Source organism: Streptomyces sp. NPDC101110 (assembly GCF_044759525.1).
Taxonomy (GTDB): Bacteria; Actinomycetota; Actinomycetes; order Streptomycetales; family Streptomycetaceae; genus Streptomyces.
Genome location: NZ_JBIVZM010000005.1, coordinates 188535 through 214169, shown reverse-complemented (window position 1 = coordinate 214169; position 25635 = coordinate 188535). Strand labels below are relative to the sequence as shown.

Annotated in this window: 24 protein-coding genes; 9 read left to right on the top strand and 15 right to left on the bottom strand. The window is 70.8% G+C overall.

The features are described 5' to 3' along the window. The first annotated feature begins 38 nt into the window (after window positions 1-38). Both ACIQU3_RS13490 and ACIQU3_RS13485 read left to right on the top strand, forming a co-directional pair. On the top strand, window positions 39-1565 hold the full coding sequence (locus ACIQU3_RS13490; RefSeq protein ID WP_403924916.1) for a hypothetical protein: 1527 nt from the start codon (window positions 39-41) through the stop codon (window positions 1563-1565). Beyond that, window positions 1516-2292 carry an FkbM family methyltransferase gene (locus tag ACIQU3_RS13485; RefSeq protein ID WP_403924913.1) on the top strand — a complete coding sequence of 259 codons (777 nt, stop codon included), beginning with the start codon at window positions 1516-1518 and terminating at the stop codon, window positions 2290-2292. Before ACIQU3_RS13490 ends, ACIQU3_RS13485 begins: the two co-directional genes overlap by 50 nt. Here the strand turns inward: ACIQU3_RS13485 and ACIQU3_RS13480 are convergent, their stop codons facing one another. From ACIQU3_RS13480 to ACIQU3_RS13435, 10 genes are all read right to left on the bottom strand, one after another. Beyond that, window positions 2293-3762, bottom strand: coding sequence for an oligosaccharide flippase family protein (locus ACIQU3_RS13480; protein ID WP_403924910.1), 1470 nt, complete (start codon window positions 3760-3762; stop codon window positions 2293-2295). It abuts the gene before it with no gap. 79 nt (window positions 3763-3841) lie between these two features. Beyond that, window positions 3842-4477: a hypothetical protein gene (locus ACIQU3_RS13475; protein ID WP_403740247.1), complete on the bottom strand. Its 636-nt coding sequence runs from the start codon at window positions 4475-4477 to the stop codon at window positions 3842-3844. An 89-nt stretch (window positions 4478-4566) separates the two neighbouring features. Then, window positions 4567-5358, bottom strand: a complete 792-nt coding sequence (locus tag ACIQU3_RS13470) for a class I SAM-dependent methyltransferase (RefSeq protein WP_403740244.1) — start codon at window positions 5356-5358, stop codon at window positions 4567-4569. Between the two features lie 58 nt (window positions 5359-5416). Continuing rightward, the gene (locus ACIQU3_RS13465; protein WP_403740237.1) at window positions 5417-6058 is read right to left on the bottom strand and encodes a class I SAM-dependent methyltransferase; all 642 of its coding nucleotides are present in this window, start codon (window positions 6056-6058) and stop codon (window positions 5417-5419) included. A 155-nt stretch (window positions 6059-6213) separates the two neighbouring features. Then, window positions 6214-7434: a glycosyltransferase family 4 protein gene (locus tag ACIQU3_RS13460; protein WP_403740233.1), complete on the bottom strand. Its 1221-nt coding sequence runs from the start codon at window positions 7432-7434 to the stop codon at window positions 6214-6216. Then, window positions 7428-8684: a glycosyltransferase family 4 protein gene (locus ACIQU3_RS13455; protein ID WP_403740229.1), complete on the bottom strand. Its 1257-nt coding sequence runs from the start codon at window positions 8682-8684 to the stop codon at window positions 7428-7430. The genes ACIQU3_RS13460 and ACIQU3_RS13455 overlap by 7 nt, the downstream gene beginning before the upstream one ends. Continuing rightward, on the bottom strand, window positions 8684-9358 hold the full coding sequence (locus ACIQU3_RS13450) for an FkbM family methyltransferase (protein WP_403740226.1): 675 nt from the start codon (window positions 9356-9358) through the stop codon (window positions 8684-8686). Before ACIQU3_RS13450 ends, ACIQU3_RS13455 begins: the two co-directional genes overlap by 1 nt. A 5-nt stretch (window positions 9359-9363) precedes the next feature. Continuing rightward, the gene (locus tag ACIQU3_RS13445) at window positions 9364-10176 is read right to left on the bottom strand and encodes a class I SAM-dependent methyltransferase (RefSeq protein ID WP_403740223.1); all 813 of its coding nucleotides are present in this window, start codon (window positions 10174-10176) and stop codon (window positions 9364-9366) included. Next, entirely contained in the window at window positions 10173-11120 is a 948-nt protein-coding gene (locus ACIQU3_RS13440; RefSeq protein ID WP_403924907.1) for a WecB/TagA/CpsF family glycosyltransferase, read from the bottom strand. Before ACIQU3_RS13440 ends, ACIQU3_RS13445 begins: the two co-directional genes overlap by 4 nt. Then, window positions 11117-12115, bottom strand: a complete 999-nt coding sequence (locus ACIQU3_RS13435) for a UDP-glucuronic acid decarboxylase family protein (protein ID WP_403740457.1) — start codon at window positions 12113-12115, stop codon at window positions 11117-11119. The genes ACIQU3_RS13440 and ACIQU3_RS13435 overlap by 4 nt, the downstream gene beginning before the upstream one ends. Before the next feature lie 192 nt (window positions 12116-12307). On the opposite strand from ACIQU3_RS13435, the gene ACIQU3_RS13430 reads away from it, so the two are divergent. The 4 genes from ACIQU3_RS13430 (at window position 12308) to ACIQU3_RS13415 (ending at window position 17718) form a co-directional block, all read left to right on the top strand. Then, window positions 12308-12967: a sugar transferase gene (locus tag ACIQU3_RS13430; RefSeq protein ID WP_403740216.1), complete on the top strand. Its 660-nt coding sequence runs from the start codon at window positions 12308-12310 to the stop codon at window positions 12965-12967. Window positions 12968-13067: 100 nt separating this feature from the next. Continuing rightward, a complete protein-coding gene (locus ACIQU3_RS13425) occupies window positions 13068-15017 on the top strand; it encodes a DUF4012 domain-containing protein (RefSeq protein ID WP_403740213.1) in 1950 nt (649 codons plus the stop codon). A gap of 179 nt (window positions 15018-15196) precedes the next feature. After that, the gene (locus tag ACIQU3_RS13420; RefSeq protein WP_403740209.1) at window positions 15197-16714 is read left to right on the top strand and encodes a polysaccharide biosynthesis tyrosine autokinase; all 1518 of its coding nucleotides are present in this window, start codon (window positions 15197-15199) and stop codon (window positions 16712-16714) included. Between the two features lie 236 nt (window positions 16715-16950). Beyond that, a complete protein-coding gene (locus ACIQU3_RS13415) occupies window positions 16951-17718 on the top strand; it encodes a glutaminyl-peptide cyclotransferase (RefSeq protein WP_403740204.1) in 768 nt (255 codons plus the stop codon). Window positions 17719-17833: 115 nt separating this feature from the next. Here the strand turns inward: ACIQU3_RS13415 and ACIQU3_RS13410 are convergent, their stop codons facing one another. Further along, window positions 17834-18802 (bottom strand): WD40 repeat domain-containing protein, encoded by a 969-nt coding sequence (locus tag ACIQU3_RS13410; RefSeq protein ID WP_403740201.1) that lies wholly within the window; start codon window positions 18800-18802, stop codon window positions 17834-17836. A 124-nt stretch (window positions 18803-18926) separates the two neighbouring features. Here ACIQU3_RS13410 and ACIQU3_RS13405 point away from each other — a divergent pair, with 124 nt between their 5' ends. Beyond that, a complete protein-coding gene (locus ACIQU3_RS13405) occupies window positions 18927-19601 on the top strand; it encodes an SGNH/GDSL hydrolase family protein (protein ID WP_403740197.1) in 675 nt (224 codons plus the stop codon). A 78-nt stretch (window positions 19602-19679) separates the two neighbouring features. Further along, window positions 19680-20672, top strand: coding sequence for an aldo/keto reductase (locus ACIQU3_RS13400; RefSeq protein WP_403740454.1), 993 nt, complete (start codon window positions 19680-19682; stop codon window positions 20670-20672). A gap of 231 nt (window positions 20673-20903) precedes the next feature. Here ACIQU3_RS13400 and thpR read toward each other — a convergent pair whose 3' ends face one another. The 3 genes from thpR to ACIQU3_RS13385 form a co-directional block, all read right to left on the bottom strand. After that, window positions 20904-21476: an RNA 2',3'-cyclic phosphodiesterase gene (gene thpR / locus ACIQU3_RS13395; protein WP_403924904.1), complete on the bottom strand. Its 573-nt coding sequence runs from the start codon at window positions 21474-21476 to the stop codon at window positions 20904-20906. A gap of 376 nt (window positions 21477-21852) precedes the next feature. Next, window positions 21853-23229 carry an MFS transporter gene (locus ACIQU3_RS13390; protein WP_403924901.1) on the bottom strand — a complete coding sequence of 459 codons (1377 nt, stop codon included), beginning with the start codon at window positions 23227-23229 and terminating at the stop codon, window positions 21853-21855. Between the two features lie 27 nt (window positions 23230-23256). Next, the gene (locus ACIQU3_RS13385; protein WP_403740185.1) at window positions 23257-23694 is read right to left on the bottom strand and encodes a MarR family winged helix-turn-helix transcriptional regulator; all 438 of its coding nucleotides are present in this window, start codon (window positions 23692-23694) and stop codon (window positions 23257-23259) included. Between the two features lie 155 nt (window positions 23695-23849). Here ACIQU3_RS13385 and ACIQU3_RS13380 point away from each other — a divergent pair, with 155 nt between their 5' ends. After that, entirely contained in the window at window positions 23850-24113 is a 264-nt protein-coding gene (locus ACIQU3_RS13380; protein ID WP_403740182.1) for a ribbon-helix-helix protein, CopG family, read from the top strand. Here the strand turns inward: ACIQU3_RS13380 and ACIQU3_RS13375 are convergent. After that, window positions 24083-25534, bottom strand: a complete 1452-nt coding sequence (locus ACIQU3_RS13375) for an NCS2 family permease (RefSeq protein WP_403740179.1) — start codon at window positions 25532-25534, stop codon at window positions 24083-24085. The genes ACIQU3_RS13380 and ACIQU3_RS13375 overlap by 31 nt on opposite strands. Window positions 25535-25635: the final 101 nt, after the last annotated feature.

Here is a 25635-nt window from a genome sequence, read left to right as displayed (position 1 = left end):
CGCCTGCGGCTCTTCACCTCTCCCAGGACGGACCACCGGTGCAGCACCTCGCCGTCGCCTCGGACATGATTCAGACCCTCTTCCTGGGACTGGCGCTCTTCGCCGTCCTGTTGTGGATCTTCACGCAGCACTGCAACATCGCCGTCGGTCTTCTCCTGGGCGTACAGGTGTGGGCGATCGCCGCAGGCGGCGAGACCCCGTTCCTCGATGTCGGCTTCAGCCTCCTCCCGAGTGATCTGCTGGCCGCCTGTGCCGTGCTCGTGGCCGGCGCCCGGCTGCTGCGGCGGGGGGCGCCGCCCCGGGCGGAGTTGCTGCTCCTGCTGGCCGTCGTGTGCCTGATCGCGTGGTCGATCCAGCGAGGAATCGGAACATTCGGCCTGACGTCCGCCGCCAATGACGCCCGCGTCTACTTCTGGCAGTTCTTCGCCTCGGCCCTGTATGTCGCGACCGCGCCCCTGCACGCCGGCAGGGCCCGGGTCGTCGTACGGCTGTGGCTTCTCTCGGCGGCCGCGTACGCCGCACTGAGCCTGGCCGGATGGGTGAGCACGGGACTGCATTCGGTCGTCGACGCCGCCACCGTAGGGGGGCAGGTGTACGACCCGAGGCCGGTTCCGGCGAGGTCCGCGCTGGTCCTCGCGCAGAGCGCGGTACTCCTGCTGTACCCGTGGGGCGGGAGCGGCGGGAACTCGTCCGCATCGGCCGGGACCGTGGAGCACCGCCCCGGGGGCGACAGGGGGCGACAGGGGGGCCGGAGGACGGACGGCGGCCGACGAAAGGTCCTGCCGGCGCTGCTGTGTCTGGTCCTCGTGGTCTTGCTGCAGCACCGGACCGTCTGGGCGATCGTCGTCGTGATGGCGGTCGTGGGGTGGGCACTCGTCCCCGCCCGGGCAGGTCAGCGCCTGACCTTGGCGGCGGCGGCCCTGTTCTCGGCGTGCGTGGTCACGCTGATGTTCGCCGCCGGCATGTTCGGCAGGGTCGGCAGCGTCCTCGCCGGCTCCTTCCTGGAGACCCAGGACGAGAACAGCACGTTCGCCTGGCGGGTCCTCGGCTGGCAGGAACTGCTGAAAGGGCCGAAGACCCTGGTCGAATGGCTGCTGGGCAGTCCGTTCGGCACCGGCTACGACCGGTGGGTCGGGGGCGTGGTCATCTCCGTCTCCCCGCACGACTTCTACCTGCACGTCCTGCTGCGCCTGGGCGTGGTCGGGCTGCTCACGCTGCTGGCCCTGTACCTCGTCCTGTGGCGGCGGCTCGGTCGCGTCGGCGACGGCACGACCGCACTGCGGCTTGTGGTCGTCTCCCACCTCGTGCTCTTCGTCTCGTACTCTCCGTTCCCCGAGCAAGGCGTACTGCTCGGGTTGTGTCTGTGGCAGCTGCGTGCCGACGCGGCAGACCGGTCCGGCGGCGGGCCGAGGAGCCCGCTCGTCGACCGCGGCGGAATGAAACAGAAGGAATGGGCTGATATCCGGAACAAGGTGAATACCGGGATGGAACGGGAGGAACCCCGAGAATGGGACGATGACACTCCTCCATCGCGCCCGTCTCGCCGCCCAGCGCTTCGGCCTTGACGTGAACCGGTTTCCGCAGTGCTCTCTCGATCACCGCGTCGTGCAGCTCATTCTCCGCAGCCGCATCGATGTGGTGCTCGACGTGGGGGCGAACCGTGGTCAGTACGCGGCGATGCTCAGACGGTTCGGATACCGAGGGAGGATCGTCTCGTTCGAGCCGCTCCACGAGCCCCGGCGGACGTTGCGCCGCCGGGCTGCGGCGGACCCGCTGTGGACGGTGTCTCCCTACGCGCTCGGCGACGGTGATCGCACCGTCGACGTCAACGTGGCCGGTAACGGAGCGGCCAGCAGTTCCGTGCTGCCCATGCTGTCCCGGCACACGGAGGCCTGCCCGGAGTCCCGCTACGTGGCCGTCCAGCGAGCCGAGCAGCGGCGCCTCGACACCCTCTGGCCGCACCTGGCCGGACCCGAGGAGCGCGTGTTCCTGAAACTCGACGTCCAGGGGTACGAGGGAGCCGTCCTGGAAGGGGCCGCGGACCGCGTCCGTCAGTGCAGCGGACTGCAGATGGAGGTCTCGTGTGTCCCGCTGTACGAGGGAGGTCTGCTCCTGGAGGAGGCGCTGGGGATCGCACAGCGCCGGTACGGGATGACCCTGGCGGCACTGACGCCCGGCTTCAGCGACCACCGCACCGGGCAGCTGCTGCAGTGTGACGTGGTGTTCCTTCGCGAAGCCGCTCTCGCGGGGCGGCACGGCGGCACGGCTGACGGTGCGCTCGGGCGCGTGTGATCAGCGCCGGTCGGACGGATCCGTGGCCGCGGCGGACGGCAGAGGGGACGTGCGCGGTCCACGGCTCCCCAGCAGACCTGTGGCGACGGCAACCCTGAACGCGGGAATCCAGCGGCGCAGCAGCACGCACCCCAGCGCGACCGGCACCATGGCGAACAGTCCGTGCCCCAGGGCCACCCCCGGGGAACGGTCCGCCGAGCCGAGCGCGGCAGCACCGCCGAGTGCCACCCCGACGGCGAGGTGCGCCCCGTGCATGCGCAGGGTGGCGCCGGCCTGCATCAGGCCGGCGCGGCGCCAGGCCGCCAGCTGTACGGAATGGCCCACCAGTTGCCCTGCTGCGGCCGCGACCGCGACCAGCAGAAGGGACTGCGCCGACGCGGCTGCGGCAACCCCCGCCGCGGTCGCCACGACCGTGGCCGACAGCGTGCCGAGCAGGGCCCGGGGCGCGCTTCGCACCTGGTCGATCAACCCTCCGCAGTAGCACAGCAAGGTCATGGCCGCCCCGGCCGACAGGACGGGCACCAGCGCCACGGCCGACTCCCAGCCCGGTCCCAGCAGCAGGCGGAGGGCAGCCGGCCCGATGCCCGCCGTGACACCGAACCCCACGAACGCCACGGCCGACGCCGCGCACAGCGTCCGCTGCACGTCCCGGCCGGTGACCCCTTCGGCGCGCCGCTCGGCGAGCAGCGGAGTCACCGCCCAGTTGATCCCCTGGTACAGGAACGTCAGCAACATCCCGGTGAAGATGAACGCCCGGGAGTACGCTCCCGCGGCGCCTGCGCCGAGCAGCCGGCCCGAGGCCCACAGCGGGATGTTGTTGGTGACGAACTGCCCCAGGCTGTGGCTCGTCATGAATCCCGACGGGGCGAGCAGGTCGCGAGCCCTGACGCGGGGCCCGGGAGGCGGTGGCCGGTGAGCGAGCCAGGTCGTGCCCGCGGCCAGGGCCACGGCCGCCGCGACCGGCTGCGCGAGGGCCAGCCCGAAGGGGTTCCAGCCGCATACGAGGAGAGCCGCTCCCGTTGCCACCCCTACCGTCTGGCCCAGCGTCTCGGTCAGCACCGCCATCGGTGCCGCACCCGCACGACGCATGGCCGTGACGGTCACGTTGGCGCTCGGCTGCACGAGGAACACGCAGGCCAGCAGCCGCGTCATGAGGGTGAGCTCCGGCATGTGGAAGAAGGAGCCGAAGACCGGGGCCACGGCTTCCACCAGAAGGAAGCACACGACGCCGGAGATCATGCCGAGGCGTCTGGCGGCCCGCACGAAGGGCAGCGTGAGGTGCGCGCACCGGAGCACGCAGGCCGACAGCCCGGCGTTGGCGAAGTAGCCGAAGAACGGCACGACGGTCAGCGTGACGGCGTAGGCGCCGTAGGCGTGGGCATCCACGGCGCGGGCGGTGTAGGCCGTGTAGCCGAGCTGGAGCAGCACGACCGCCAGGGAGCCGGTGATGTTCCAGCGCAGGCTGATCATCGCTGACCGGGATGCGGTTTCCGCGGATTCATGCCCGGCGGAGGGGGTCGGGCGGTGAGCCGCTGACATGTCCGGGGGTTCAGCCGTTCGGGATGCTCTGCCGGGTGAGTTCGCCCGCGCGCAGGCTGGTGAGCGCGTCCACGGCCGGGGCGAGTTCCGGGCTTGCCAGGACGACACATCCCCGCTTCGCCCCGGTCTCGTCCGCCGACCCGCTCCTCGGGTAGAAAGCCCCCCAGCCGGGAAGCGCCGGGAGGTAGTTCACGTCCAGCGGAGTTCCGTGGTACGAGGTGAACTGATATCCGGGGTCGCCCGGTACGCGGAAGTCGTCGATCATCACGACCGCTCTGCTCCAGCGCTCCTCGATGATCTCCAGTTCCTGGTAGCGAGGCACGTCCTCCTGCCAGTGGGCATCGAGATAGAAGAACAGCGCGGGGTTTCCCGGCCGCTTCGAGAGAATGTGCAGCATCTCCCGTGAGTCCGTGCGGTACAGGCGGATGCCGGGCAGGCCGCGGCATTTCGTCGCGGCGTATCGGTAGAACCGCTCTGCGATCTCGGCCGAGTGGACGGGCAGGCCGGAGACCCCGCTCAGGAACCTCGTCGTGGTGCCGCGGAAGGAGCCGGTTTCGACGATCTCGTCGAAGTCGATCGCCGCCAGCAGTTCGCGGATGATCTCCTGGCGCTTGAGCTGCCCGTTGAACGGACCCAGTTCGGGCATTCCCAGGCGTGGAAACAGCAGATCCGTCCGAAAGGAGATCGCGGCAGGAAGGGCGGCGCTGGCTCTGATGTAGGCCCGCTGCGAGCGGTTCACAGTCCACTCCCTGGTGTTGTGTCGCCGTCCGGTTTCACCACCACCGCGACCATCATGTTGCCGACCCGGTTAACCGGCCGCAGCACTCTGTAGACAGCCTTGGCGACCGTCAGGCGCCACCGTTCCGGGAAGCGGCGTGCCAGCTTTCCGACGACCACGTTGTGGTCCCACATCCGGTGCGGCAGCACGATCGCCCGCTTGCACAGCAGGTAGCTGCGGGTGGCCTGGTTCAGGATGGAGCGGTTCCACCGGAAGACATAGTTGACGACGTCTCCGTGCCGTTCCCACTCGGTGCCGATGAGCCTTCCCACCAGACCGTCGTGCGGCTCGATCACGATGACGGCCGTCCGGGCCACCCGGAGCATCTCGGTGAAACCCAGAACCGGCCGCGGCAAGTGGTGCAGGCCGTCCTGGACGAGGACCAGGTCGTAACTGGAATCCGGGATCTCGGCCATGTTCTCGGCGTTCAGGGACATGGTTCGCAGCGTCGGTTCCAGGCCGCGGCACACGGCGAGAGCCTCTTCGGACAGATCACTGACCGTGATGTCCTTGAAGCCGTATCGGCTCAGGAAGACGCCCTCTCCGCCCACCCCGCCGCAGACGATCAGCACGCTCTGCCGCGCCGGATCGAGCAGTCCCCGGACACGCAGCATGCGCAGCGCGGTCCGCAGCCGCCGGTCGCGCAGAAAACGTGTCAGTGGATCGCTGGTCATGTGGAAGGACCAGTCGTCCCGGGTGCTGCAGATCTCCGCCATCGCGGCGCGCTGCAGATCAACTCCGCTTTTCACAGCTCCTCCTTCGAGGCGTATGAAAATGCAAGCCCCCACCGCCGGGACGAGACGGGGCTCAGGCGACAACCGCCTCGACGATCAGGGCGAACTGGGGCCGCGACTCCAGGTTCCGGAGTTCCGGGTCATCGCTCTGGCCGGGCGCGTAACGGCGGACCTCGGAGAACCCGGCCGAGCGGAGCTCCGCATCCACCGCGCCGAAGTCCCAGAGGAATCCGGCGTGATGGCCGCAGTCCTGGAAGGTCATGCGCAGCAGATCAACCGGATGCTCGGCCTGGTAGCCCCGCCGCCGGCACTCCTCCATCTCCCGTCGTGTCTCTTCGTCACGTGCCAGGTACAGCCGCACGGCGTGCTCGACATCGGGTGTCGACAGCCGGATACGCCCACCGGGTGCGAGAACGCGCCGGGCTTCACGGAACATGCGGCGGGCGGGCTCGAGGCGGATGTGCTCGATCATGTTGTCGGAGTAGATGTGACTCGCCGAGCCGGAGCGGACGGGCCACGTCCTGGTGGCATCCAGATAGGACCGCGTGTGCCAGCAGACATCGGTGCAGATCCAGCCGGGCCGACGACCCCGGAAGCTGCCCACTTCGATCTTGAGGAGGGGCCCCGACCGGACCGCGTGCGCGAAGCGGGCCTTGGCGACGGGGCGGTTGACGGCGCCGATGACCGATCTGGCAACGCTCTTCACAACGGACACGCGAGCGACGCTACAGCCCCGCACCGGACCGCCTTCGGTGCCACACCCCGGCCTGCGGCACGCATCACCCGCCCGGTCGTCGGGACGGGGTCGCGTGCCGCCGATCGCCGCACCCGCCCCCGCCCCCGCCCCTTCCCGAGCGGCGCCTGAGAGGCTCACCGCCGCACCGCGGCGTGTCCGCCGCGTCCGCGTGTCTCGCCGAGCAGCCGGAGCAGCCCTTCGCGGAAACGTGCGGCCATGGCACCGGTCGTATAGGAGGTGGCCTCCTCCCGGCAGCGCGCACGGAGGGAGGCGAGACGGGCCCGGTCGGTCAGCAGCGTCTGCACCGCCGCCGCGTACACCACCGGGTCGTCGGACGTGATGACGGCGTTGTGGCCGTTCCGCAGGTACTCGAATTCCGGTGCGTGCCAGGGCCAGTCCGTGGTGACGACGGGGGTCCGCAGGACGAACGAGTCCACCGCGCACAGTCCCACCCTGCCCGGCATCAGCATGATGTCGGACACCGCTCCGAGCAGCGCCACCTGTCGTCCCGTCATGTGCCCCAGAGGGACCACCGGGCTCCCGGGCGTGGAAGCCGCGGCCTCCACCAAGGGCCGATCGGTACCGTCCCCCGCCACGAGCAGCCGGAATCCCGGCAGGGCTTCGGCGATGCGCCCGGCGGACTCCAGCAGCAGGGGGATTCGCTTGGGAGCGTCCAGCCCGCCCACGAACAGGGCTGTGCGTCCGGGCAGCAGCCCGTGGCGCGACCGCAGGGCCGCAGCCTCGGCGAACTCCCGGGTCCCGGGCGTACCCGCTCGCTCGCGGGCCTCGGCGAGCGCCACGGTGTCCACGCAGTTGCGTACCACGGTGATGCGCCGACGCGGGAAACCCCCGGCGGCCAGGTGGTCGGCTCCGCCCTCGGTGTAGGCGAAGAACCACGAGGCGCGCCGGGTGAGAGCGTCCTTGGCGGCGGTCTCCATACGGCTCACCGGCTTGGTGTACGTACGGCCGTGGCCCCACAGCGCGACACGCGGGGTGAGGCCACCGGTCATGCGTGCCAGCTGCTGCCGGAGAAGGAGCGGATACGCCTCGAGATTGCGCAACGCCTGTTCCAGCACGACGACATCGGCGGAGGCCGCTCGCCCGTACACCTGCTGCCAGACGAGTGACCGGCCCCCGGGTACGCCCAGGCGGCGCACCGGGACCTGGATCGCGCCCGAGCAGTGCGCAGAGTCCTGCCGTGCCACATGAGAGGGGGGCGGAGGACCGTGCAGCACGTCGAGGGTGCATCCCTCGGCCTGGAGTTCGCTCCTGAGCCGTTCGAAGAATCCGGTCCGGTAGCTGGGCACATAGGGCTGGACGATCACGATCCTCGGGTGCTGACCGGTCTTCAGCACGTCGTGTTCCCCGCCGTGCTCGCCCGGCCGGCGGGCGGAACGTGCCGGGCGTCGGCCGGGTGCGCGAGCGCGGCGGCGTACACGGCCTCGATGCGCTGCGCCCAGACCTGTTGCGTGTAATGACGCAGGAACACCTCCCGGCAGCTCCGGCGCAGCGGGGGGAAGCACTCGGCGGCGCGGCGCAGCGCGGCGTCCAGTGGTTCGTTCCAGTCCACCACCGTGCCCGTGCCCTGCTCCTGTACCGAGTCCGCGACGGCCGAACCGGTGAACGCCAGCACCGGGAGCCCGGCGGCCAGTGCCTCCGGATAGATCAGGGGGGCGCCCTCCAGCCAGCGGCTGGGGAAGACCAGACCCCGCCAGGAAGGCAGCCGCTGCCGCAGTTCGCCGTGCTCGAGCGCGCCGAGGAAGCGGACCGACGGTGGTGCGGCCAGGCGGCAGTCGTCGAGCAGGGGCCCGTCACCCACCACGTCCAGGCGTTCTCCTGCCGGCCAGCGGTCCAACAGCTCCAGCAGCCCCTTCTCCGGGCTGAGACGCCCGGCGAAGACCCAGGCGGCCTCGTCCGTGCCGGTGCCGTGCCGGACTGTCTGCGCGGGGACCTCGAGTGCGGCGTCGGCGGTGGAGTTGGGCACGAGGTCCAGCCGCTCCGGTTCGATCCCGGCTCGGATGTACATCCGGCGGCTGGTCTCGGACAGCACCACGACACGGTCCGCGCGGCGCAGCAGTGGATGGGCGACGGCTCCGTGGCGCCCGGCCCACGCCAGTGGCGCGGTGGCCACCGACGAGTTGCGGTAGCAGCCGTTGCGCAGTCCGGCCCACCGGTCGCCGTCGGGGCACCGGGTGCACATCGCACCGTCCCGGTACAGCGTGGCGGCGGCGCACAACGGCCGGTAGTTGTGCACGGTGGCGACGACGGGACCGTGCCAGCGCCGCAGCCAGGAGCTGCCGAAGTTCGGGAAGAGGTTGTGCACATGGACCACGTCCGGGCGCAGCCTGCGCAGCTCGGCCAGAGGGGACCGGCCGCGTCCACTGCTCACGGTCACGGCGGCACGCAACGGGTGGAACGGGGAGCGGGCGAGTTCATCGGTGTGCGCGGCCACGAGATGTGCCTCGTGCCCCGCTCTTGCGAGGGCCGTCAGCTGATCGGTCACGGCCTGGTTCTCGCCGCTGGGAGTGGCTGAACCGTAGAAGCTGTGCACCACGGCGACGCGCAAGGACGACGAGCCGTGCGGCAGGGCCGTACCGGGAGCCATCAGCCGTGGGTGAGGGTGTAGTTGCGGGCCTCCGCGTGGCGCACCACGTAGCCGGCGTCCTCCAGCCGGCGGAGCCGTCGGCGCAGGGACCAGGGGCCTTGCGGAGCGTCGAACTCGATGCAGAGCACTCGTGGCAGTGTGCCCTCGGCGAGAATCCTGTCCAGCACGGGTCCTTCGGCTCCTTCGATGTCCATCTTCAGCAGGTCGACCCGCTGGTGTCCCAGCATCTTCATGAAGGTGGTCAATGTGTGGCATCGGGCGTCGAACCCGGGACCCCGGCCGCGGACCTCGGTGGCGGAGTGGGACACGTGCGCGGGGTCGGCGGGTGGATGGAAATGCAGCACGGTGTCCTCCTTCCACATCCCGAAGGGGAGGAAGTGCCATCGCGGTTCGGTGACTCCTCTGGCGAACGCGATCGAGCGGGGCGTGGGGTCCATGGCCCACACCTCACAGCCGAAGCGCCGCAGGAGTGCCAGGTCGAAGCTGACGTCCTCGCCCGCACCCGCCGCGTAGACGACGGAATCCGCGCCGATCAGATCGGTGGGGACCCACCAGCCCCCGTAGTCGCTGCCGAAGCGCTCCAGACCGCGGACGGGCCGGATGCGGGTCAGCCACGGCACCGCGACCTCCGCCGTCTTCAGCTTGATCCGCCGGGTGAGGTGTCTCGCCGCCATGCGCGTCACACGCGTTCCGTGGCGACGAGGCCGAAGGTCGTCGGCGGGAAGAGGCGCTCTCCGACGGCCTGAAGCAACCCCGACTGGGTGGACCAGTAACGCCGGACCTCCACCGTCGCGAAGTGGGGTGCGAGCAGGTCACGCAAGGCGTCCTCGTCGACGCCGTCGCGGACGACGTGGTACTCGACCATGTCGGCCTCATTGGTGTCGTCGTAGACGCCGCGTACGCGGCGCAGGCGGGTGGCGAGCCCGCGCCGGAGCTCGCCCTGGCCAAGGCGCCAGAGGAAGTAGGCGTTCCGGTCCAGGCCCAGCGACACCCGGGACCGGCGCGGATACCACAGGGGGTCCTGGGTGCTGTAGAAAGCGCCGCCGGGGACGATGCTCTCGATGAGCTGCTTGACGGTGCCGAGGTAGTCCGGGATGTGGTGCAGCACGGAGACGCACACCACGGCGTCGAGCGGCCCGACCCGGCAGGCAGCGCTGCCGTCCTTGTCGTGGATCACGGTGACCCGGGGGTTGTGCCGGAAGCGGCCGCGGAGGAAACGGACGCTCGGCTCGCTCATCTCCGTCACCGTGACCTGCGCGCCCGCCGCCACCAAGTGATCGGTGAAGGTGCCGTGCCCGGCTCCGAGTTCGAGCACCCGGCACTGGCCGTTCCGGTCGGTGACCTGTTGGACCAGGGTGTGCAGGTCCGCGATCAGCCGTTCGCGAAGGGTGTGGTGGCGAATGTGCGGGGAGCCCGCCGCGTAGTCGTGCCCGACTCCGTGCTCGCGCTCCTGCAGCTCCCCCATCGAGGGTGTGACCGGTGGGTTCGTCATGGCCGCACCTCGGGGATCCGGGCCGGGGTCCCCCGGCGGTGGCGGACGAGTCCGCCCGGGTTCAGGCGATCGGGTCCTCCGGCTGCCACGGCGCTGCCCGTTCGCATCGGGCGGGACGCCTGGCGCACCACCCCGTGGACGAAGCGCGCGTTGCCGAACAGGTACCGGCGCCACAGACGGCGTGGTTCACAGCCGAGCCGGAACAGCCATTCCAGCCCGTTGTGCCGCATCCAGTGCGGTGCCTGCGGTTTGTTGCCGGCGACGAAGTCGAAGGCCGCGCCCACGGCCACGGCCACCACGGGCAGCGCGTCGCACAGTTCGGCGGCCCAGCGGTCCTGCTTCGGCGTGCCCAGTCCCACCCAGACGATGTCCGCCCCGGCGGAACGGATCTGCTCCACCTGCCGGAGCCGTTCGTCGACGTGCAGGGGCCGGAACGGCGGGGAGCAGGTGCCCACGATCCGCGCCCCGGGATAGCGCCGCCGCAGCTCCCGGTGGAGTGCGTCGAGCACCTGGGGCGTGGAACCGAGAAGGTAGTGGTTCACTTCCGTGTGCTCGGTCAGGGCGAAGACGTCCGTGAGGAGGTCGGGACCGTACACACGTGTGCTCGGCAGTACCGCGGTGGGGTGGAGAAGCCGGTTGGCCCACACGACCGGCTGCCCGTCGGGCAGGTTCAGGGAGGCGGAGCGGAGGATGCCGCGCAGTCGGGGGTCCCGGTCGGCGAGGGCGAGTGTGTAGGCGTTGGACAGGTGGACGTCACTGCCGCGCCGGCTGCCGGAGGCGCCGGGTTCGTCGGTGAGCCCCTGACGTGCCTCGCGCGCCCTGCCGGCCAGGTGCACGACATGGCGGGCCGCACTGTCGCGGGTGTGCGCGGTGATGGGCACCCCGAGGCATTCGACCACGGGAGCGGTCACCGGCATCGTCGCGCTGCTCGGAGGGGCGGTCATGAGGCGGGGGCGGAGCTCGGCATGGGTCCGGCCGGCCGCGGGCCGCTCCCGGCGTACTCCCCGACGGACAGACGGTGGCGGAAGTACGTGACGGTCTCGCACAGGCCACGTTCCACGGGCGTCGTGGGCTCCCAGTTCAGCAGCTCGCGGGCCAGGGCGATGTCCGGGCGCCGCCGCTCGGGGTCGTCCTGGGGACGGGGGATGAGCGTGATCTCGGAGCGGGTCCGGGTGAGCTTGCCGATCCACTGCGCCAGTTCCAGCATGGAGACCTCGTGGGGATTGCCCAGGTTGACGGGTCCGCTGTGGTCGCAGGCAACCGTGCGCAGCAGGCCTTCGACGACGTCGTCGACGTAGCACAGGGACCTGGTCTGGTTGCCGTCGCCGGTGACCGTGATCGGCTCCCCGCTCAGCGCCTGGCGGATGAAGGTGGGGATCGCCCGCCCGTCGTCCGGGCGCATCCGCGGCCCGAAGGTGTTGAAGATGCGCACGATCTTGGCGTCCACACCGCGGCTCCTGCGGTACGCCATCGTCAGTGCCTCACCGAAGCGCTTCGCCTCGTCGTACACCGAACGCGGGCCCACCGGGTTCACATGTCCCCAGTAGCTCTCCGGCTGCGGATGGATCTGCGGGTCACCGTACGACTCCGAGGTGGAGGCCAGCAGGAAGCGGGCGCCCTTGGCGGCGGCCAGGTCCAGGGCGTGCCAGGTGCCGGCCGAGCCCACTCGGAGTGTCTCCAGGGGCATCCTCAGATAGTCCACGGGCGACGCCGGTGACGCCATGTGGAAGACGGTGTCCACCCGCCCCGGCTCGTCCAGGCCCTCGGTGATGTCCCGATGGCGGAACTCGAAGCGCCGGTCGCCCATGAGGTGCTCGATGTTCTCGGGACCGGACGTCAGGAAGTTGTCCACGCAGACGACTTCGTGCTCCGCCTGAAGCAGTCGTTCACACAAATGGGAGCCGAGGAACCCGGCCCCACCCGTCACTACCGCACGCATGCAGGTCCTCTCGGCCGCCCCGCCCAGGCTGATGGCGAGGGCGGGCTTCGGCGTCATTGCCGAAGCGTGGATCAATGTCGTGTTTCTATTCCTTAGTCAGAGATGCTCCGATTGGGATGTTCTGCGGGCCGCAATGCGCCCGAACAAGGACACCTTTCACCCGTTCCGCCGCAGAAGACGAAGGGATGCGCGATGCCGGTATCCGCTGCGAAGACGGCCTCTGACAGGCCGGCTCCCCGGGGGCGTGCGCGCGGAGGAGCCCGGGCCGCCAAGCGGTTGATCGACTGCGCGGGGGCCGCCGTCCTGCTCCTGTTCATGGCGCCGGTGCTGATCACCGCCGCCGTCGCGGTGAAGCTCGACAGTCCGGGCCCGCTGCTGTTCCGCCAGCGCCGCACGGGCTGGCGGGGCCAGGAGTTCCACGTCCTGAAGTTGCGGACGATGCACGTCGGTTCGGAGCGGATGCGCGACGCCATGACGGAGTCCAACGAGACCGACGGGCACCTCTTCAAGATCCGCGAGGACCCGCGGGTGACCAGGGCGGGGCGCTGGTTGCGGCGTTACTCCCTGGACGAGTTGCCGCAGCTGGTCAATGTGCTGCGGGGGCAGATGTCCCTGGTCGGTCCCCGTCCGCTCCCGGTCGTGGACTCGGCGTTCACCGGGGAGGCCCGGCGCCGCCTGCTGGTCCGCCCCGGGATCACCGGACTGTGGCAGGTGAGCGGACGGTCCGACCTCGCCTGGGAGGACGCCCTGCGTCTGGACCTCCAGTACGTCGACACCTGGTCGATCGGGCTCGACCTGAAGATCCTCTGCCGGACCCTTCCCGCCGTGCTGCGCGGTGACGGCGCCTACTGAGCCCGGCGCCCGCGCGGGGGTTCTCCACAGCCGACCGCCCGCAGGGCGTTGCGGGAGCCCACGGCCCCAGCGAACGAGATCAGCCAGGGAGTGACATCAGATGTCCGAGACTCGCCGTGGTGCGTCGCGGGGGCAGGAACCCTCGCTCGGTGCGGAGCAGGGGCAGGGGCAGGAACCCTCGCTCGGTGCCGAGCGGGGCCGGTGGAATCCGCGCCGGTACAGGGAGTGGGTCCTGCCCGAAGTGTTCGTCCGCCGGCTGCGCGACCGGCGCGTCAGGATGCCGCTGTACGCCGCGGCCGCACTGGTCCTGGCCGGTGCCGCCTGGATCGCGGTCACCGGGGTGCTCGCCCGAAATGAGCTGATGGCCGCCCAGCGAAGCCTGGAGACGCTGCGGCAGCACCTCACGCAGCCCGCAGCAACCCCGGCCGTCGCCGCCGGCCCGCCCGCGGCGCTGACCGCGACCGTGCAGGAGGCGGTGCGCGACGCCGGCGGCCACGCGGCCCGCGCTCATCGGCTCACGACCGGCCCGGCCTGGTTCCCGGCGGCTCATCTGCCGGTGCTCGGCGGCCCCCTCCGCACGGTGCGCGGTATCGCGGAGGCCTCCGCCCGGCTGACCCACGACGTGCTCCCTCCCCTGGCGCACACCGTCGCGGAACTCGATTCCGGCGGGACCGACGACGGCGGGCACCTGAACCTCTCCGCGCTGCGCCGTGTGGCTCCCCTGCTCGAACAGGCCTCGCGCAGTGCGTCGAGGGTGCGTGCCGACGTCGACGACCTCCCGCACGGCACCTGGCTGCCGGCCACCGACCGGGCGCGCACCGAACTCGCCCGGCAGCTAGGCCGGATCACCCCTCTGACTCACGATGCCGCCGCGGCCGCCCGGTTGATGCCCCCGATGCTTGGGGCCGACGGCCCGCGACGGTATCTGGCGGTGTTCGAGAACACCGCCGAGGCCCGTGGAACGGGCGGGCTGCCCGGCGCTTTCGCAGTGCTCAGGGCGGAGCGGGGCCGGCTGAGCTTCGAGCACTTCGGCAACGACACCGAGCTGAGCGAGGCCCATGCGGACCTCGACCTGGGAGCGGATTTCAACGGGCTTTACGGTCCCAGCGCCCCGACCCGGACCTGGGTCAACTCCAACATGAGCCCGCACTTCCCGTACGCGGCGCGGATCTGGGCCGCGGCGTGGCAGCGGCACAGCGGCCAGAGGGTCGACGGCGCCTTCGGTCTGGACCCCGGTGCGGTCTCCGGGCTCCTCACCGCCTCCGGGCCCGCCCGGCTGCCCGACGGGAGCGCCGTCACCGCCCGCAACGTCGTGGACCTCAGCGAGCGCGCCAGCTACGCGCTCCACCCGGACTTCAAGCGGCGCAAGGCCTACTTCCTCGATGTGGCGCGCACGGTGGCCATCCGGCTGCTCGGCGCGTCGACGGACTCCACGCGCCGGACCGCACTCTTCTCGGCACTGCACCGGCAGTTGGGAGAAGGGCGGATCAAGGTGTGGAGCGGGCACGCGGCGGAGCAGCGCGAGATCCTGGCGCGGTCGTTCGGCGGAGCCCTGCCCGAGGGGTCCGCTCCACTGGCCGGACTGGTCGTCAACAACGCGGCGGGCACGAAGCTCGACTACTACCTCGAGCGCCGGCTCACGTGGGTACCGGGCCGGTGCGTCGACGGCCGGCGCGAGGTCACCGTGACCGCGCGCCTCGCCAACCGGGCTCCCGCCTCGGGACTCCCGCCGTACGTCGTCCAGCGGGTGGACGACCCGCCCTACGACACCCGGCCCGGGGACAACCGCCTCCTGGTGTCCTATTACGCCAGTGCCGGCGCCACCTTGTCCGGTGCCACCCTGGACGGACGCTCCGCTCAGCTCAGCCACGGCACCGAGCGGGGCCACCCGGTCTTCACCCTCGACGTCGAGCTGCCCGCGGGCGCCGCGCGCACCCTCGTACTCCACTTGCTGGAGCGTCCCGCGGACCGTCCTGCCTTCGTGCTGCGTCAGCCCCTGGTGCACCCCCTGCGGGCCGGCGCGCTCCCGAGCGGTCCGTGCACCGGCTGATCCGGCAGCTCACCGGTACGGGATCCGGTTCCGGGCCGGCAGTGCGGGAACGCGCGCCTCGCCGACGGCGACGGCGGCTCCGACCGACTCGGCCGGAGATGGCACGTTTTGACCATCTATCGCAGATAAGATCACGCAGCTACCGAATGTAAATGTTGCTGCCGTTTTGCATACCTGGGATGGATATCTTGGATCTGTCCGACTACCTTCGGTTCCTGGTCAGGCGCTGGCGCATCATCGCGGCGCTGGGCCTGCTGGGAACAGCGGTCGGCGTGTTCGTCACCCACACCACCACACCGCAGTACCAGGCCACCTCGACCCTCTTCGTGTCGCTCCAGGACTGGGACGACTCGGTCAAGCTCAATCAGGGCAACAGCTTCGCCCAGGCCCGGGTCCGCTCCTACGCGGAAGTGGTCACCAGCCCTTATGTGACCGGGCCGGTCTCCGAGCTGTTGCGCCTTCGTATGACGCCCTCTCAGCTGGCGCGGAAGATCACCACAGAGGTGCCTCTCGAAACGGTACTTCTCAAGATCACCGTCACCGACACCCAACCCGCCCGGGCGGCCCGGATCAGCAACGCGGTCGCCCACCGCTTCGCCGAGGTCATCGCCAAGATCGAACGACCGGAGGGCTCCCGGCTCTCGCCCGTCCGGCTGAGCATCACCGGCTACGCCACCAAGCCCAAGACTCCGACCTCCCCGAATCTGGTGCTCAACCTCGCACTCGGCCTCGTGGCCGGCCTGGGGCTCGGTGCCGGCCTGGCGGTCGCGCGGGAGTCGCTGGACACCTCGGTGCGCAGCCGCAACGACCTCGCCCGGTGTCTCGCCCAGACCGGCGGACCGGCCGTACTCGGCAGCGTCGCCCTCGACCAGAGTGCCTCCCGGCACGCGGTGGCGGCGGACGACGACGCGTTCGGCCGGCGGGCGGAGGACTTCAGACGGCTGCGCACCAACCTCCGGTTCGTCGACATCGATGCTCCGCCCAAGGTCATCGCGGTCACCAGCGCGGTGTCCGCCGAGGGGAAGACGAGCATCTCGGTCAACCTGGCTTCCTCCCTGGCCGAGTTCGGTTCCTCGGTCTGCCTGGTCGACGCCGATCTGCGGCGCCCCAGCGTGGCCTCCGCGCTCGGTCTGGTGCAGGACGCCGGGCTGACCACCGTGATGATCGGCCAGGCGAACGCCGAGGACGTGATGCAGTCGGCGGGCGCGTTCTCGGTGCTGGCCAGTGGGATGCTGCCGCCGAACCCCGCGGAGATGCTGGGCTCGGAGCAGTTCCGCGGCGTGGTGCGCGCGCTCGCCGACAGGTTCGACCATGTGGTGATCGACACCGCGCCGGTCCTCCCGGTCGCGGACACACCGGCGATGGCCTCGGCGGTCGACGGTTACCTGCTGGCCGCCCGGTACGGGAAGACCTCCCGGGGTCAGGTCACCGACGCCGTGCGCACCTTGCAAGACGTGGGCGCCACCGTGCTCGGCAGCGTCCTCAACATGGTGCCCGCCAAGGGTGACATCGAGCAGTACGGCTATGGGTACCGTCCTCACGCCTCGGGACGCCGGGAGCGGCTCTGGCTCAGGCTCAGGCCGCGCCTTCGCCGCCGCGGCAGGCCGGCGACGATCGGCGCCTTCCCCGCGCCGGCCGCACCGTCGGGAAAGGACACCACGTCGGTGGCTGCCCAGGAAGGCGGAGAGCATCACTGACCGCGGAAGAGGACACCGCGACCGGTACTGACCGCCGAGAGGACACCGCGGCCGGTACTGACCTCGGAGAGGGCGCCGCGGCCGGTGCGGGGCGCGCCCGGTGGGTGCCGCGCCGCCGGCCGGGCGGTCGTCGGCGTGGGAGCCCCGGCGTGGCGGTTCGCGGCTCTTGGACGATGGCCGGGTGCGCGCGGACACGCGCGCTCCCGGCCCTCGCGGCCGCGGCCCTGGGAGGCTGCGTGCTGCTCTCCTCCTGTACGGCTGACGACCACTCACCGGTGCGCACACGGGCCGGATCCGCCGCGGGACCGGTCGAGCAACTGAGGGCCAGGGTCCTCGACGTCCTGCCCCACGATCCGACGGCCTATACGCAGGGCCTGGAGATGGCCGGGCGCACGCTCTACGAGGGAACGGGCATGCCCGGTGCGTCGTCGATCCGCCGGGGGCCGCCCGGCCGGCGTCCCACCGTCCGTGCCGACCTGCCGGCGCCGCTGTTCGGGGAGGGGGTCACCGTCCTCGGACGGACGCTGTGGCAGTTGACCTTCCGGGACCACGTCGCCATCGAACGGGACGCCGCAACCCTCGCGGAGCTGCGCCGTCTTCCCTACCCGGCGGAGGGCTGGGGGGCATGCCACCAGCCGGGGCGCGGGCGGCTGGTCACCAGTGACGGTTCCGCTCGGCTCACCTTGCGGGACCCGCGCACACTGGCCCCGACGGGCGAACTCCTCGTCACGCTTCGGGGCCGTCCGGTGCCGCGGCTCAACGAGCTGGAATGCGTGGGCGACCGGGTGTACGCCAATGTCTGGCCGTCCGACCGGATCGTGCGCGTCGACACCGGCACCGGGGCGGTCACCGCCCAGATCGACGCCTCGGGGCTGCTGCCCTCGACGGAGCGGCGGCCCGCCGAGGTGCTCAACGGCATCGCCGCCGTCCCGGGCACCGACGAGTTCCTGCTCACCGGCAAGTGGTGGCCGAAGATGTTCCGGGTGGTCTTCGTCGCCCGGTGATCCGGTCCGGGTTCCGGCCCGCCCCACCGCGCGGTGGGTACGTCGTCGGCCGCTCCGCACGTGGCTCCACCACCGGGGCTCCGGCCGGCGCCGGTGCCAGGCCGCGCTCCGGCTTCTACTTCCGCCGCCGCAGCCCGCGCAGACCGAGCAGGGCGGCGCACGCCACGGCCACGGCGATGGCACCGGTCCTGAGGTTGCCGCCGAACCCGTCACCGGCGGCACCGTCGTCCCGTGATGCCGAACCGCCGCCGCCGGAAGAGGCGCCGCCTCCCCCGGGCGCGTCCTGCGGCTCCACCGGGCTGTCCGCCCCCTCGGCCCCGTACATCAGCGTCTTACCGTCCGCGGTGTAGGTGACGGACTCGCCCTGCCCCAGGAACGGCACGCCGAGCCGCTCCTTCTTCTTGATCTTCCCGCCGTTCCAGTCGTAGGCGATCGCGCCGAAGTAGCTGCGCACGACGAGGTGTTGCCCGTCCGGGGAGAGCGTGGCGTCGGTGGCCTCCAGGTCGGGGACCGCGGCGACCGGACGGAAGACGTTCGTCCCGGACGGGGAGAGCCGCGCCGGGCCCTCGTACAGGTGCCCGCCCTTCTCGTTCTTGTCGACGATGTAGACCCGGCCCGTCTTCGGGTGCACCACGAGGGACTCGGCGTCCCGCGCACCGTCGGAGTACTTCACGACGTACTGGGTGGCCTTGATCGTCTGGTCGCGCAGGTTCTTCGGCTCGGGCAGCCGGTAGACCCAGACGTACGGCCAGGTGCCGCCGAGGTTGTCGCCGATGTCGCCGACGTAGATCTGGTCGTCCGGCCCGATGGAGACGGCCTCCACGTCGCGCGGGCTGCCCACGCCGGACAGGGTGATCGTGGCGACCGTCTCGCCCGTCGAGCTGTCGACGGCGTAGAGGTACGCCCCGTCGTCGCTGTCGTTGTGCGTCCAGTAGATGCCCGGGTGCTGCCGTGAGGCAGCCAGGCCGCTGGACTCGGTGATGCGCGGGTCCTTGATCGTGAACTTCTCGTCGTCGGCGGAGGCGGGCGCGGCGAGGGCCCCCGTGAGGAGGGCGGCGGCGAGCAGTGCGAACGGTCTGCGCATACCCCAAGCCTGCCATCCGGCCCGGCGGTTCACCGGCGTAATGGATCACAGGCCCGGATGAGCGGCCGAGGCGCGTGTCCCGACTCACACCCCGTCGGCCGTCGAGATCGTTCATCATGAGCGGATGCTCAGGTTCATGCCCGTCGGTGACTCCATGACGATCGGAAGCGCGGGCGAACACACATGGCGCTACCGGCTGTGGCAGCATCTGTCCCGGTCCTACGGCGGCCCCTGCACCCTCGTCGGACCCCGCGAGACCCTCTACGACAAGCTCGCCGAGGCCCCGGAGTCGTACGCGTACGCCGAACCGGACTTCCCGCGGGCCCACCTGGCCGGCTGGGGCGAGGGCTGGCTGCACATGGCGCCGCTGATCGGCGAGGCGGTGCGGTCCTGCCGTGCGGACGTCCTGCTGGTCTCCCTCGGCCTCATCGACCTGGGCTTCTACACCAACGCCGAGCAGACCGCCGAGAACGTCCGGGCGTTCGTGTCCGAGGCCCGCGCGGCGAACCGGCGGGTGCGGATGGTGTGGCTGCCGGTGATCCCGAACGTGCGCGCGGCGACGGACGCGCCCTTCGCCTGCGAGGTCACCCGCTTCAACGAACTGCTGGCGAAGACGGCGGCCGACCTCGACGAGCCCGGCTCCCCGGTCCTCCTGGCCTCGCTGCCCTCGTCGTACGACGTCCACGCCGACACCTACGACGGCACCCACCCCAGCGCGAGCGGCGAGCACAAGATCGCGGCGGCGTTCGCGGAGGCGATGTACCAGGGCTGGGACCTGGCCGGGCCGTACGCGCAGTAGCCGTCCACGAACGGGGCGGCGGGCACACACGGGTTCGTGCTTGCCTGGAGCGCACTCCACGACGTTGGCTTGGACACCATGAAGTACACGCAGCTCGGACGCACGGGACTCAAGGTCAGCCGGCTGGTCCTCGGCACCATGAACTTCGGCCCGCAGACCGACGAGGCCGACAGCCACGCCATCATGGACCAGGCGCTGGACGCGGGCATCAACTTCTTCGACACCGCCAACGTGTACGGCTGGGGCGAGAACAAGGGCCGTACCGAAAGCATCATCGGCAACTGGTTCGCCAAGGGCGAGGGGCGGCGCGACAAGGTCGTCCTCGCCACGAAGGTGTACGGCAACATGGCCGCCGACGGCCCGGCCTGGCCCAACCACGACAAGCTCTCCGCGGTCAACATCCGGCGGGCCGTGGACGCCAGCCTCAAGCGGCTCCGGACGGACCACATCGACGTGTACCAGTTCCACCACGTCGACCGGGACACCCCCTTCGACGAGATCTGGCAGGCGATCGACGTCCTGGTCCAGCAGGGCAAGATCCTCTACGTCGGATCGTCGAACTTCCCCGGCTACAAGATCGCCCAGGCCAACGAGATCGCCGCCCGGCGCGGCGGGACCATCGGGCTGGTCAGCGAGCAGTGCCTGTACAACCTCGCCGAGCGGCGCGCGGAGATGGAGGTGATCCCGGCCGCGCAGGAGTACGGGCTGGGCGTCATCCCCTGGTCACCGCTGCACGGCGGTCTGCTGGGCGGTGTCCTCAAGAAGGAGGTCGAGGGCAGGCGCCGCGCCTCCGGCCGCGCGGCCGACGCGCTCAACGACCCCGCGACCCGCACGCGGATCCAGTCCTACGAGGACCTGCTGGACAAGCACGGCATCGAGCCCGGCGAGGCCGCCCTGGCCTGGCTGCTCACCCGCCCCGGCGTGACCGGCCCGATCGTCGGCCCGCGCACCGCCGAGCAGCTCGCCTCCGCCGTCCGCGCGTCGGAACTGGAACTCTCCGAGGAGATCCTGACCGGCCTGGACGACATCTTCCCGGGCCCGGGACCGAGCCCTGAAGCTTTCGCCTGGTAGGACGCCCCCACAGGGGCGCGGGACCGCGGGTCGGCGTCGCCGTTCCCCGGGATCCTCTCGGGGACGGGGGGAACTGCGCGACCGGCCCCCGCCGGGGAACAGCCGTCCGCGGTTCCCCCGCCGCCCCTGCCCTACCTCCCGATCACGGAAGCGAGGGCGACGACGAGAAACATCAGCACGAGCACACCGGCCATGATCCGGTTGCGGGTTTTCGGGTCCACGGCATCGAGCCTAACCGGCACCCCCGAGTGCCCAGCGCCCGACCGCCTCGTACCGGGGCTGCTCCCCCGGCATCCCCGAGGTCGGCAGATTGCTGCGCACCAGGCAGAGCTCCCGTACGGTCCAGCTGCGGCCCGTGAACCCCGCGAGGGCGTCCAGGTAGGGCCGCACGTCCCGCGCGGCCCGGCTCCGCGCCAGGGTCAGATGCGCCTTGTACCGCCGGTGCTCCCCCATCGGCACCCCCGCCTTGCGCGCCGCCGCCTCCGCCCGTTCGGCCAGCAGCCGGAGGGTCGCCAGATCCCCCTCCGCCCCGGCCCACAGCGCCTTCCCGTGCCCGAACTGGCCCCCGCCCCGTACGGCCAGGGCGAACGGCTCGGTACGGCGTGCGGCACGCTCCAGCCGCTCCGACAGCCCGGGGACGAGTCCGTCGTCGACCTCGCCGTAGAAGGCGAGCGTGAAGTGCCAGCCGGGGCGGCCGGTCCAGCGCATGCCGTCGGCACCGGGCAGTCCGCGCAACTCGTCGACCACGGTGCCGAGTTCACGGCACACCTCGTCCGGGGGCAGCACGGCCGCGAAGAGTCTCATGGCTCCAGCCTTGCACCGTGAGCCCATGCGGATCACCATCCGGGACGGTGGACCGACGACATTCCCGCGATACTCGGCATGCTCGACAGCTGCGTGGAGGGGCAGGTCTCCCACGGGGCCGACGGCTTCACCCGCACCGAGCCCTTCACGGTCGGCGAGCACGCCTGGCCGGGGCAGTTGCCGGCCCGCGGGGTGTAGGGCGCCCCGCCGGCCCGGGCGCGTCCCGGTCACCGGCCGCTGGCACCTGCACACCAAGCCGAAGGACGGCGAGTACCGGGGCGAGCCGAGCCTGGACTTCGGGGACGAGATCGACCTGACCGGAACCGTGGTCGGGCTCGTCCTGGAGACCGGCGAGTTCCCCCGCGACTGACGCCTGCTACGCCGCCGGGGCCAGCTCCTCCTGGTGTTCCCGGGGGACGAACCGCACCCTCGGGTGGCCCCGGTGCCAGCCCACCGACAGGCGCAGGTTGCCGACCCGGGCCAGGATCAGGCCGATCACCGCCGCGGCCAGGGCCGCCACCGCGCCGCCGATCGCGAGGCCGACCCGGGCGCCGTAGGTGTCGGTGACCCAGCCGACGATCGGCGCGCCGACCGGCGAGCCGCCCAGGAAGATCATCATGTAGAGGGCCATGACACGGCCGCGCATCGCCGGGTCCGTGGACATCTGGATGCTGGTGTTCGTCGTGACGTTGACCGTCATGCCGAACAGGCCCAGCGGGACCATGAGCAGGGCGAACATCCACAGCGTGGGGGTCGTCGCGGCCAGGATCTCCAGCGCGCCGAAGGCCATGGCCGCCACGATCAGCAGCCGCAGCCGGGCGGTGCCCCGGCGCGCGGCGAGCAGCGCGCCCACCACCGAGCCGACCGCCATGAGCGTGTTGAACATGCTGTACGCGCCCGCGCCCGCGTGGAAGACGTCGTCCGCGAAGGCCGAGAGGTAGACGGGGAAGTTGAAGGCGAACGTGCCGACGAAGCCGACCAGGACGATCGGCCAGATCAGCTCCGGGCGGCCGGTGACGTAGCGCACGCCTTCCCGCAGCTGGCCCTTGCCGCGCGGGGCGCGCTCCACGAGGTGCAGCTCCCGGGCGCGCATCAGCAGCAGGCCGGTGAGCGGCGCGATGAAGGACAGGCCGTTGAAGAGGAACGCGTAGCCGGTGCCGACACCGGTGATGAGGATGCCCGCGACGGCGGGGCCGACCAGGCGGGCCGACTGGAAGTTCGCCGAGTTCAGGCTGACGGCGTTCTGCAGCTGCCCCGGTCCGACCAGCTCGGAGACGAAGGACTGCCGGGCCGGGTTGTCCACGACGGTGGCGAGGCCGACCGCGAAGGCGGCGACGTACACGTGCCACACCTGGACGTGCCCGGTGAGGGTGAGGACGGCCAGGGCGATCGCCGTGAGCGCCATCGAGGACTGCGTCACGAGCAGGGTGGGCCGCTTGCGCAGCCGGTCCACGAGGACACCGCCGTAGAGGCCGAAGAGCAGCATCGGCAGGAACTGCAGCGCGGTGGTGATGCCGACGGCGGCGGAGGAGCCGGTGAGGGAGAGCACCAGCCAGTCCTGGGCGATGCGCTGCATCCAGGTGCCGATGTTGGAGACGACCTGGCCCATGAAGAACAGGCGGTAGTTCCTGACCTTCAGGGAGGAGAACATCGAGGACTTGCGCGCGGGGCGGCCGGCGGGGGCGTCGGAGGTGGGCGGGGAATCGTGGGGGTCAGGTGCGGGGGCGGAAGCTGCTCCGGATCCCGAACTCAAATGTGTCGCCTCCTTGCAACGGCCTTCTTACAGATGCGCGAGCTTCTCCAGCACGGGGGCGGCGGCGCGGAGTTTCGCCCACTCGTCCTCGTCGAGGTTCTCCACCAGCGTGGCCAGGAACGCGTTCCGCTTGGCGCGACTCTCCTCGAGCATGGTCTCGGCCTGCTCGGTGCGGGTGACGACCTTCTGGCGCCGATCCTCGGGGTGCGGCTCCAGCCGGACCAGACCCTTGGCCTCCAGCAGTGCCACGATGCGGGTCATCGACGGCGGCTGGACGTGCTCCTTGCGGGCGAGTTCGCCCGGTGTGGCACGGCCGCACAGCGACAGGGTGCCCAGCACCGACATCTCGGTGGGGCTGAGCGATTCGTCGACCCGCTGGTGCTTGAGCCGACGGGACAGCCGCATCACTGCGGATCGGAGGGAGTTCACGGCGGCTACGTCGTCGCCATGGGTGAGGTCCGGCATGTTCTTTAGCTTAACTCATTACTCTCGCTAAAGACCAGCCGAGGCGCGCACTGTCGCCCGTGACACCCGCCACTGAACCGTGACATCACTCATATGGGTGACACGGCCGTAGAAGGCGCCACGCCGGACCGAACGGTGCCGCGACCCTCGTGCTCATGGGGACCAGTGTGCTCAGCCTGCGAATAGACCACGAGCTGCTCGAACGGCTCCGGCACCATGCGGCGAAAAGGGGAATGAGCGTCCAGGACTACGTCGTCCGGACGCTCGTTCGAGATGACTTCGACCAGCGGTTCCAGGCCGCCGTCGAGGAGACGGAGCGGTTCTACGGCGCCCCCGGCTCCCCGGACTCCGTCGGCTCCCCCGGCTCCGCCGGCTCCGGCGATGAGGATCAGGTCAGACCCAGCGCCGGCATCAGGTAGTAGAAGGTGAACACGGCCGCCACCGCGTACATCGCCGGCGGCACCTCCCGGCCCCGTCCGGCCGCCAGCCGCAGCACCACGAAGGTGATGAAGCCCATGCCGATGCCGTTGGTGATCGAGTAGGTGAACGGCATCATCAGCATCGTCACGAAGGCCGGCACGGCGATCGTGTAGTCCGCCCAGTCGATCTCCTTCACCGAACCGGCCAGGATCAGGAAGCCGACCGCGACCAGGGCGGGGGTGGCCGCCTGGGACGGGACCATCGTGGCGACCGGCGTCAGGAACAGGGCGACGGCGAAGAGGCCGCCGGTGACGACGTTCGCAAGACCGGTGCGGGCACCCTCGCCGACACCGGCCGTGGACTCGACGAACGCGGTCGTCGCGGAGGAGGAGCTGGCGCCGCCGGCGGCGACCGCGAGGCCGTCCACGAACAGCACCTTGTTGATGCCGGGCATCTGCCCCTCGCCGTCGGTCAGCTTCGCCTCGTCGGAGACGCCCATGATCGTGCCCATCGCGTCGAAGAAGCACGACAGCAGCACGGTGAAGACGAACAGCACGCCGGTGAGCATGCCGACCTTGCCGAAGCCACCGAACAGGCTGACCTGCCCGATCAGCCCGAAATCGGGGCTCGCGACCGGGTTGCCGGGCCACTTGGGCGTGGTCAGGCCCCAGCTCGGCACCTTGGCCACCGCGTTGATGATCACCGCGAGGACCGTCATGGCGACGATCGAGATCAGGATCGCGCCGGAGACCTTGCGCACGATCAGCGCCAGGGTCAGCAGCACGCCGAGCACGAAGACGAGCACCGGCCAGCCGTTCAGGTGACCGTCGCCGCCCAGCTGGAGCGGGACGGTGGTCTGCGCAGCGTCCGGGATCCGGGAGACGAAGCCCGCGTCGACCAGCCCGATCAGCATGATGAACAGGCCGATACCGATGGAGATGGCCTTGCGCAGCCCGTACGGCACGGCGTTCATGACGCGCTCGCGCAGCCCCGTGGCGACCAGCAGCATGACCACGAACCCGGCGAGGACGACCATGCCCATCGCGTCCGGCCAGGACATGCGCGGGGCGAGCTGGAGGGCGACCACGGAGTTCACGCCGAGACCGGCGGCCAGCGCGATCGGGACGTTGCCGATGACACCCATGAGGAGGGTGGTGAGCGCGGCCGTGAGGGCCGTCGCGGTCACCAGCTGCCCGTTGTCGAGCTGGTGGCCGTACATGTCCTTGGCGCTGCCGAGGATGATCGGGTTCAGCACGATGATGTAGGCCATCGCGAAGAAGGTGGCGAGTCCGCCCCGGACCTCGCGCGGCAGGGTGCTGCCCCGCTCGGAGATCCGGAAGAAGCGGTCGAGTGCGCCGTAGGGGTGCCCGGCTCCCGGCTGATCAGGGGCGGGGACCTTGGCGGGAGCCGAGGACGACATGTATTTGGTGATTCCTACGAAGAGAAGTGGTCAGACACAAACCGTTTCAGTATGAACATATAAAACCCTCATCGGCCATCTCCGCGCGTAGACCCGATCTC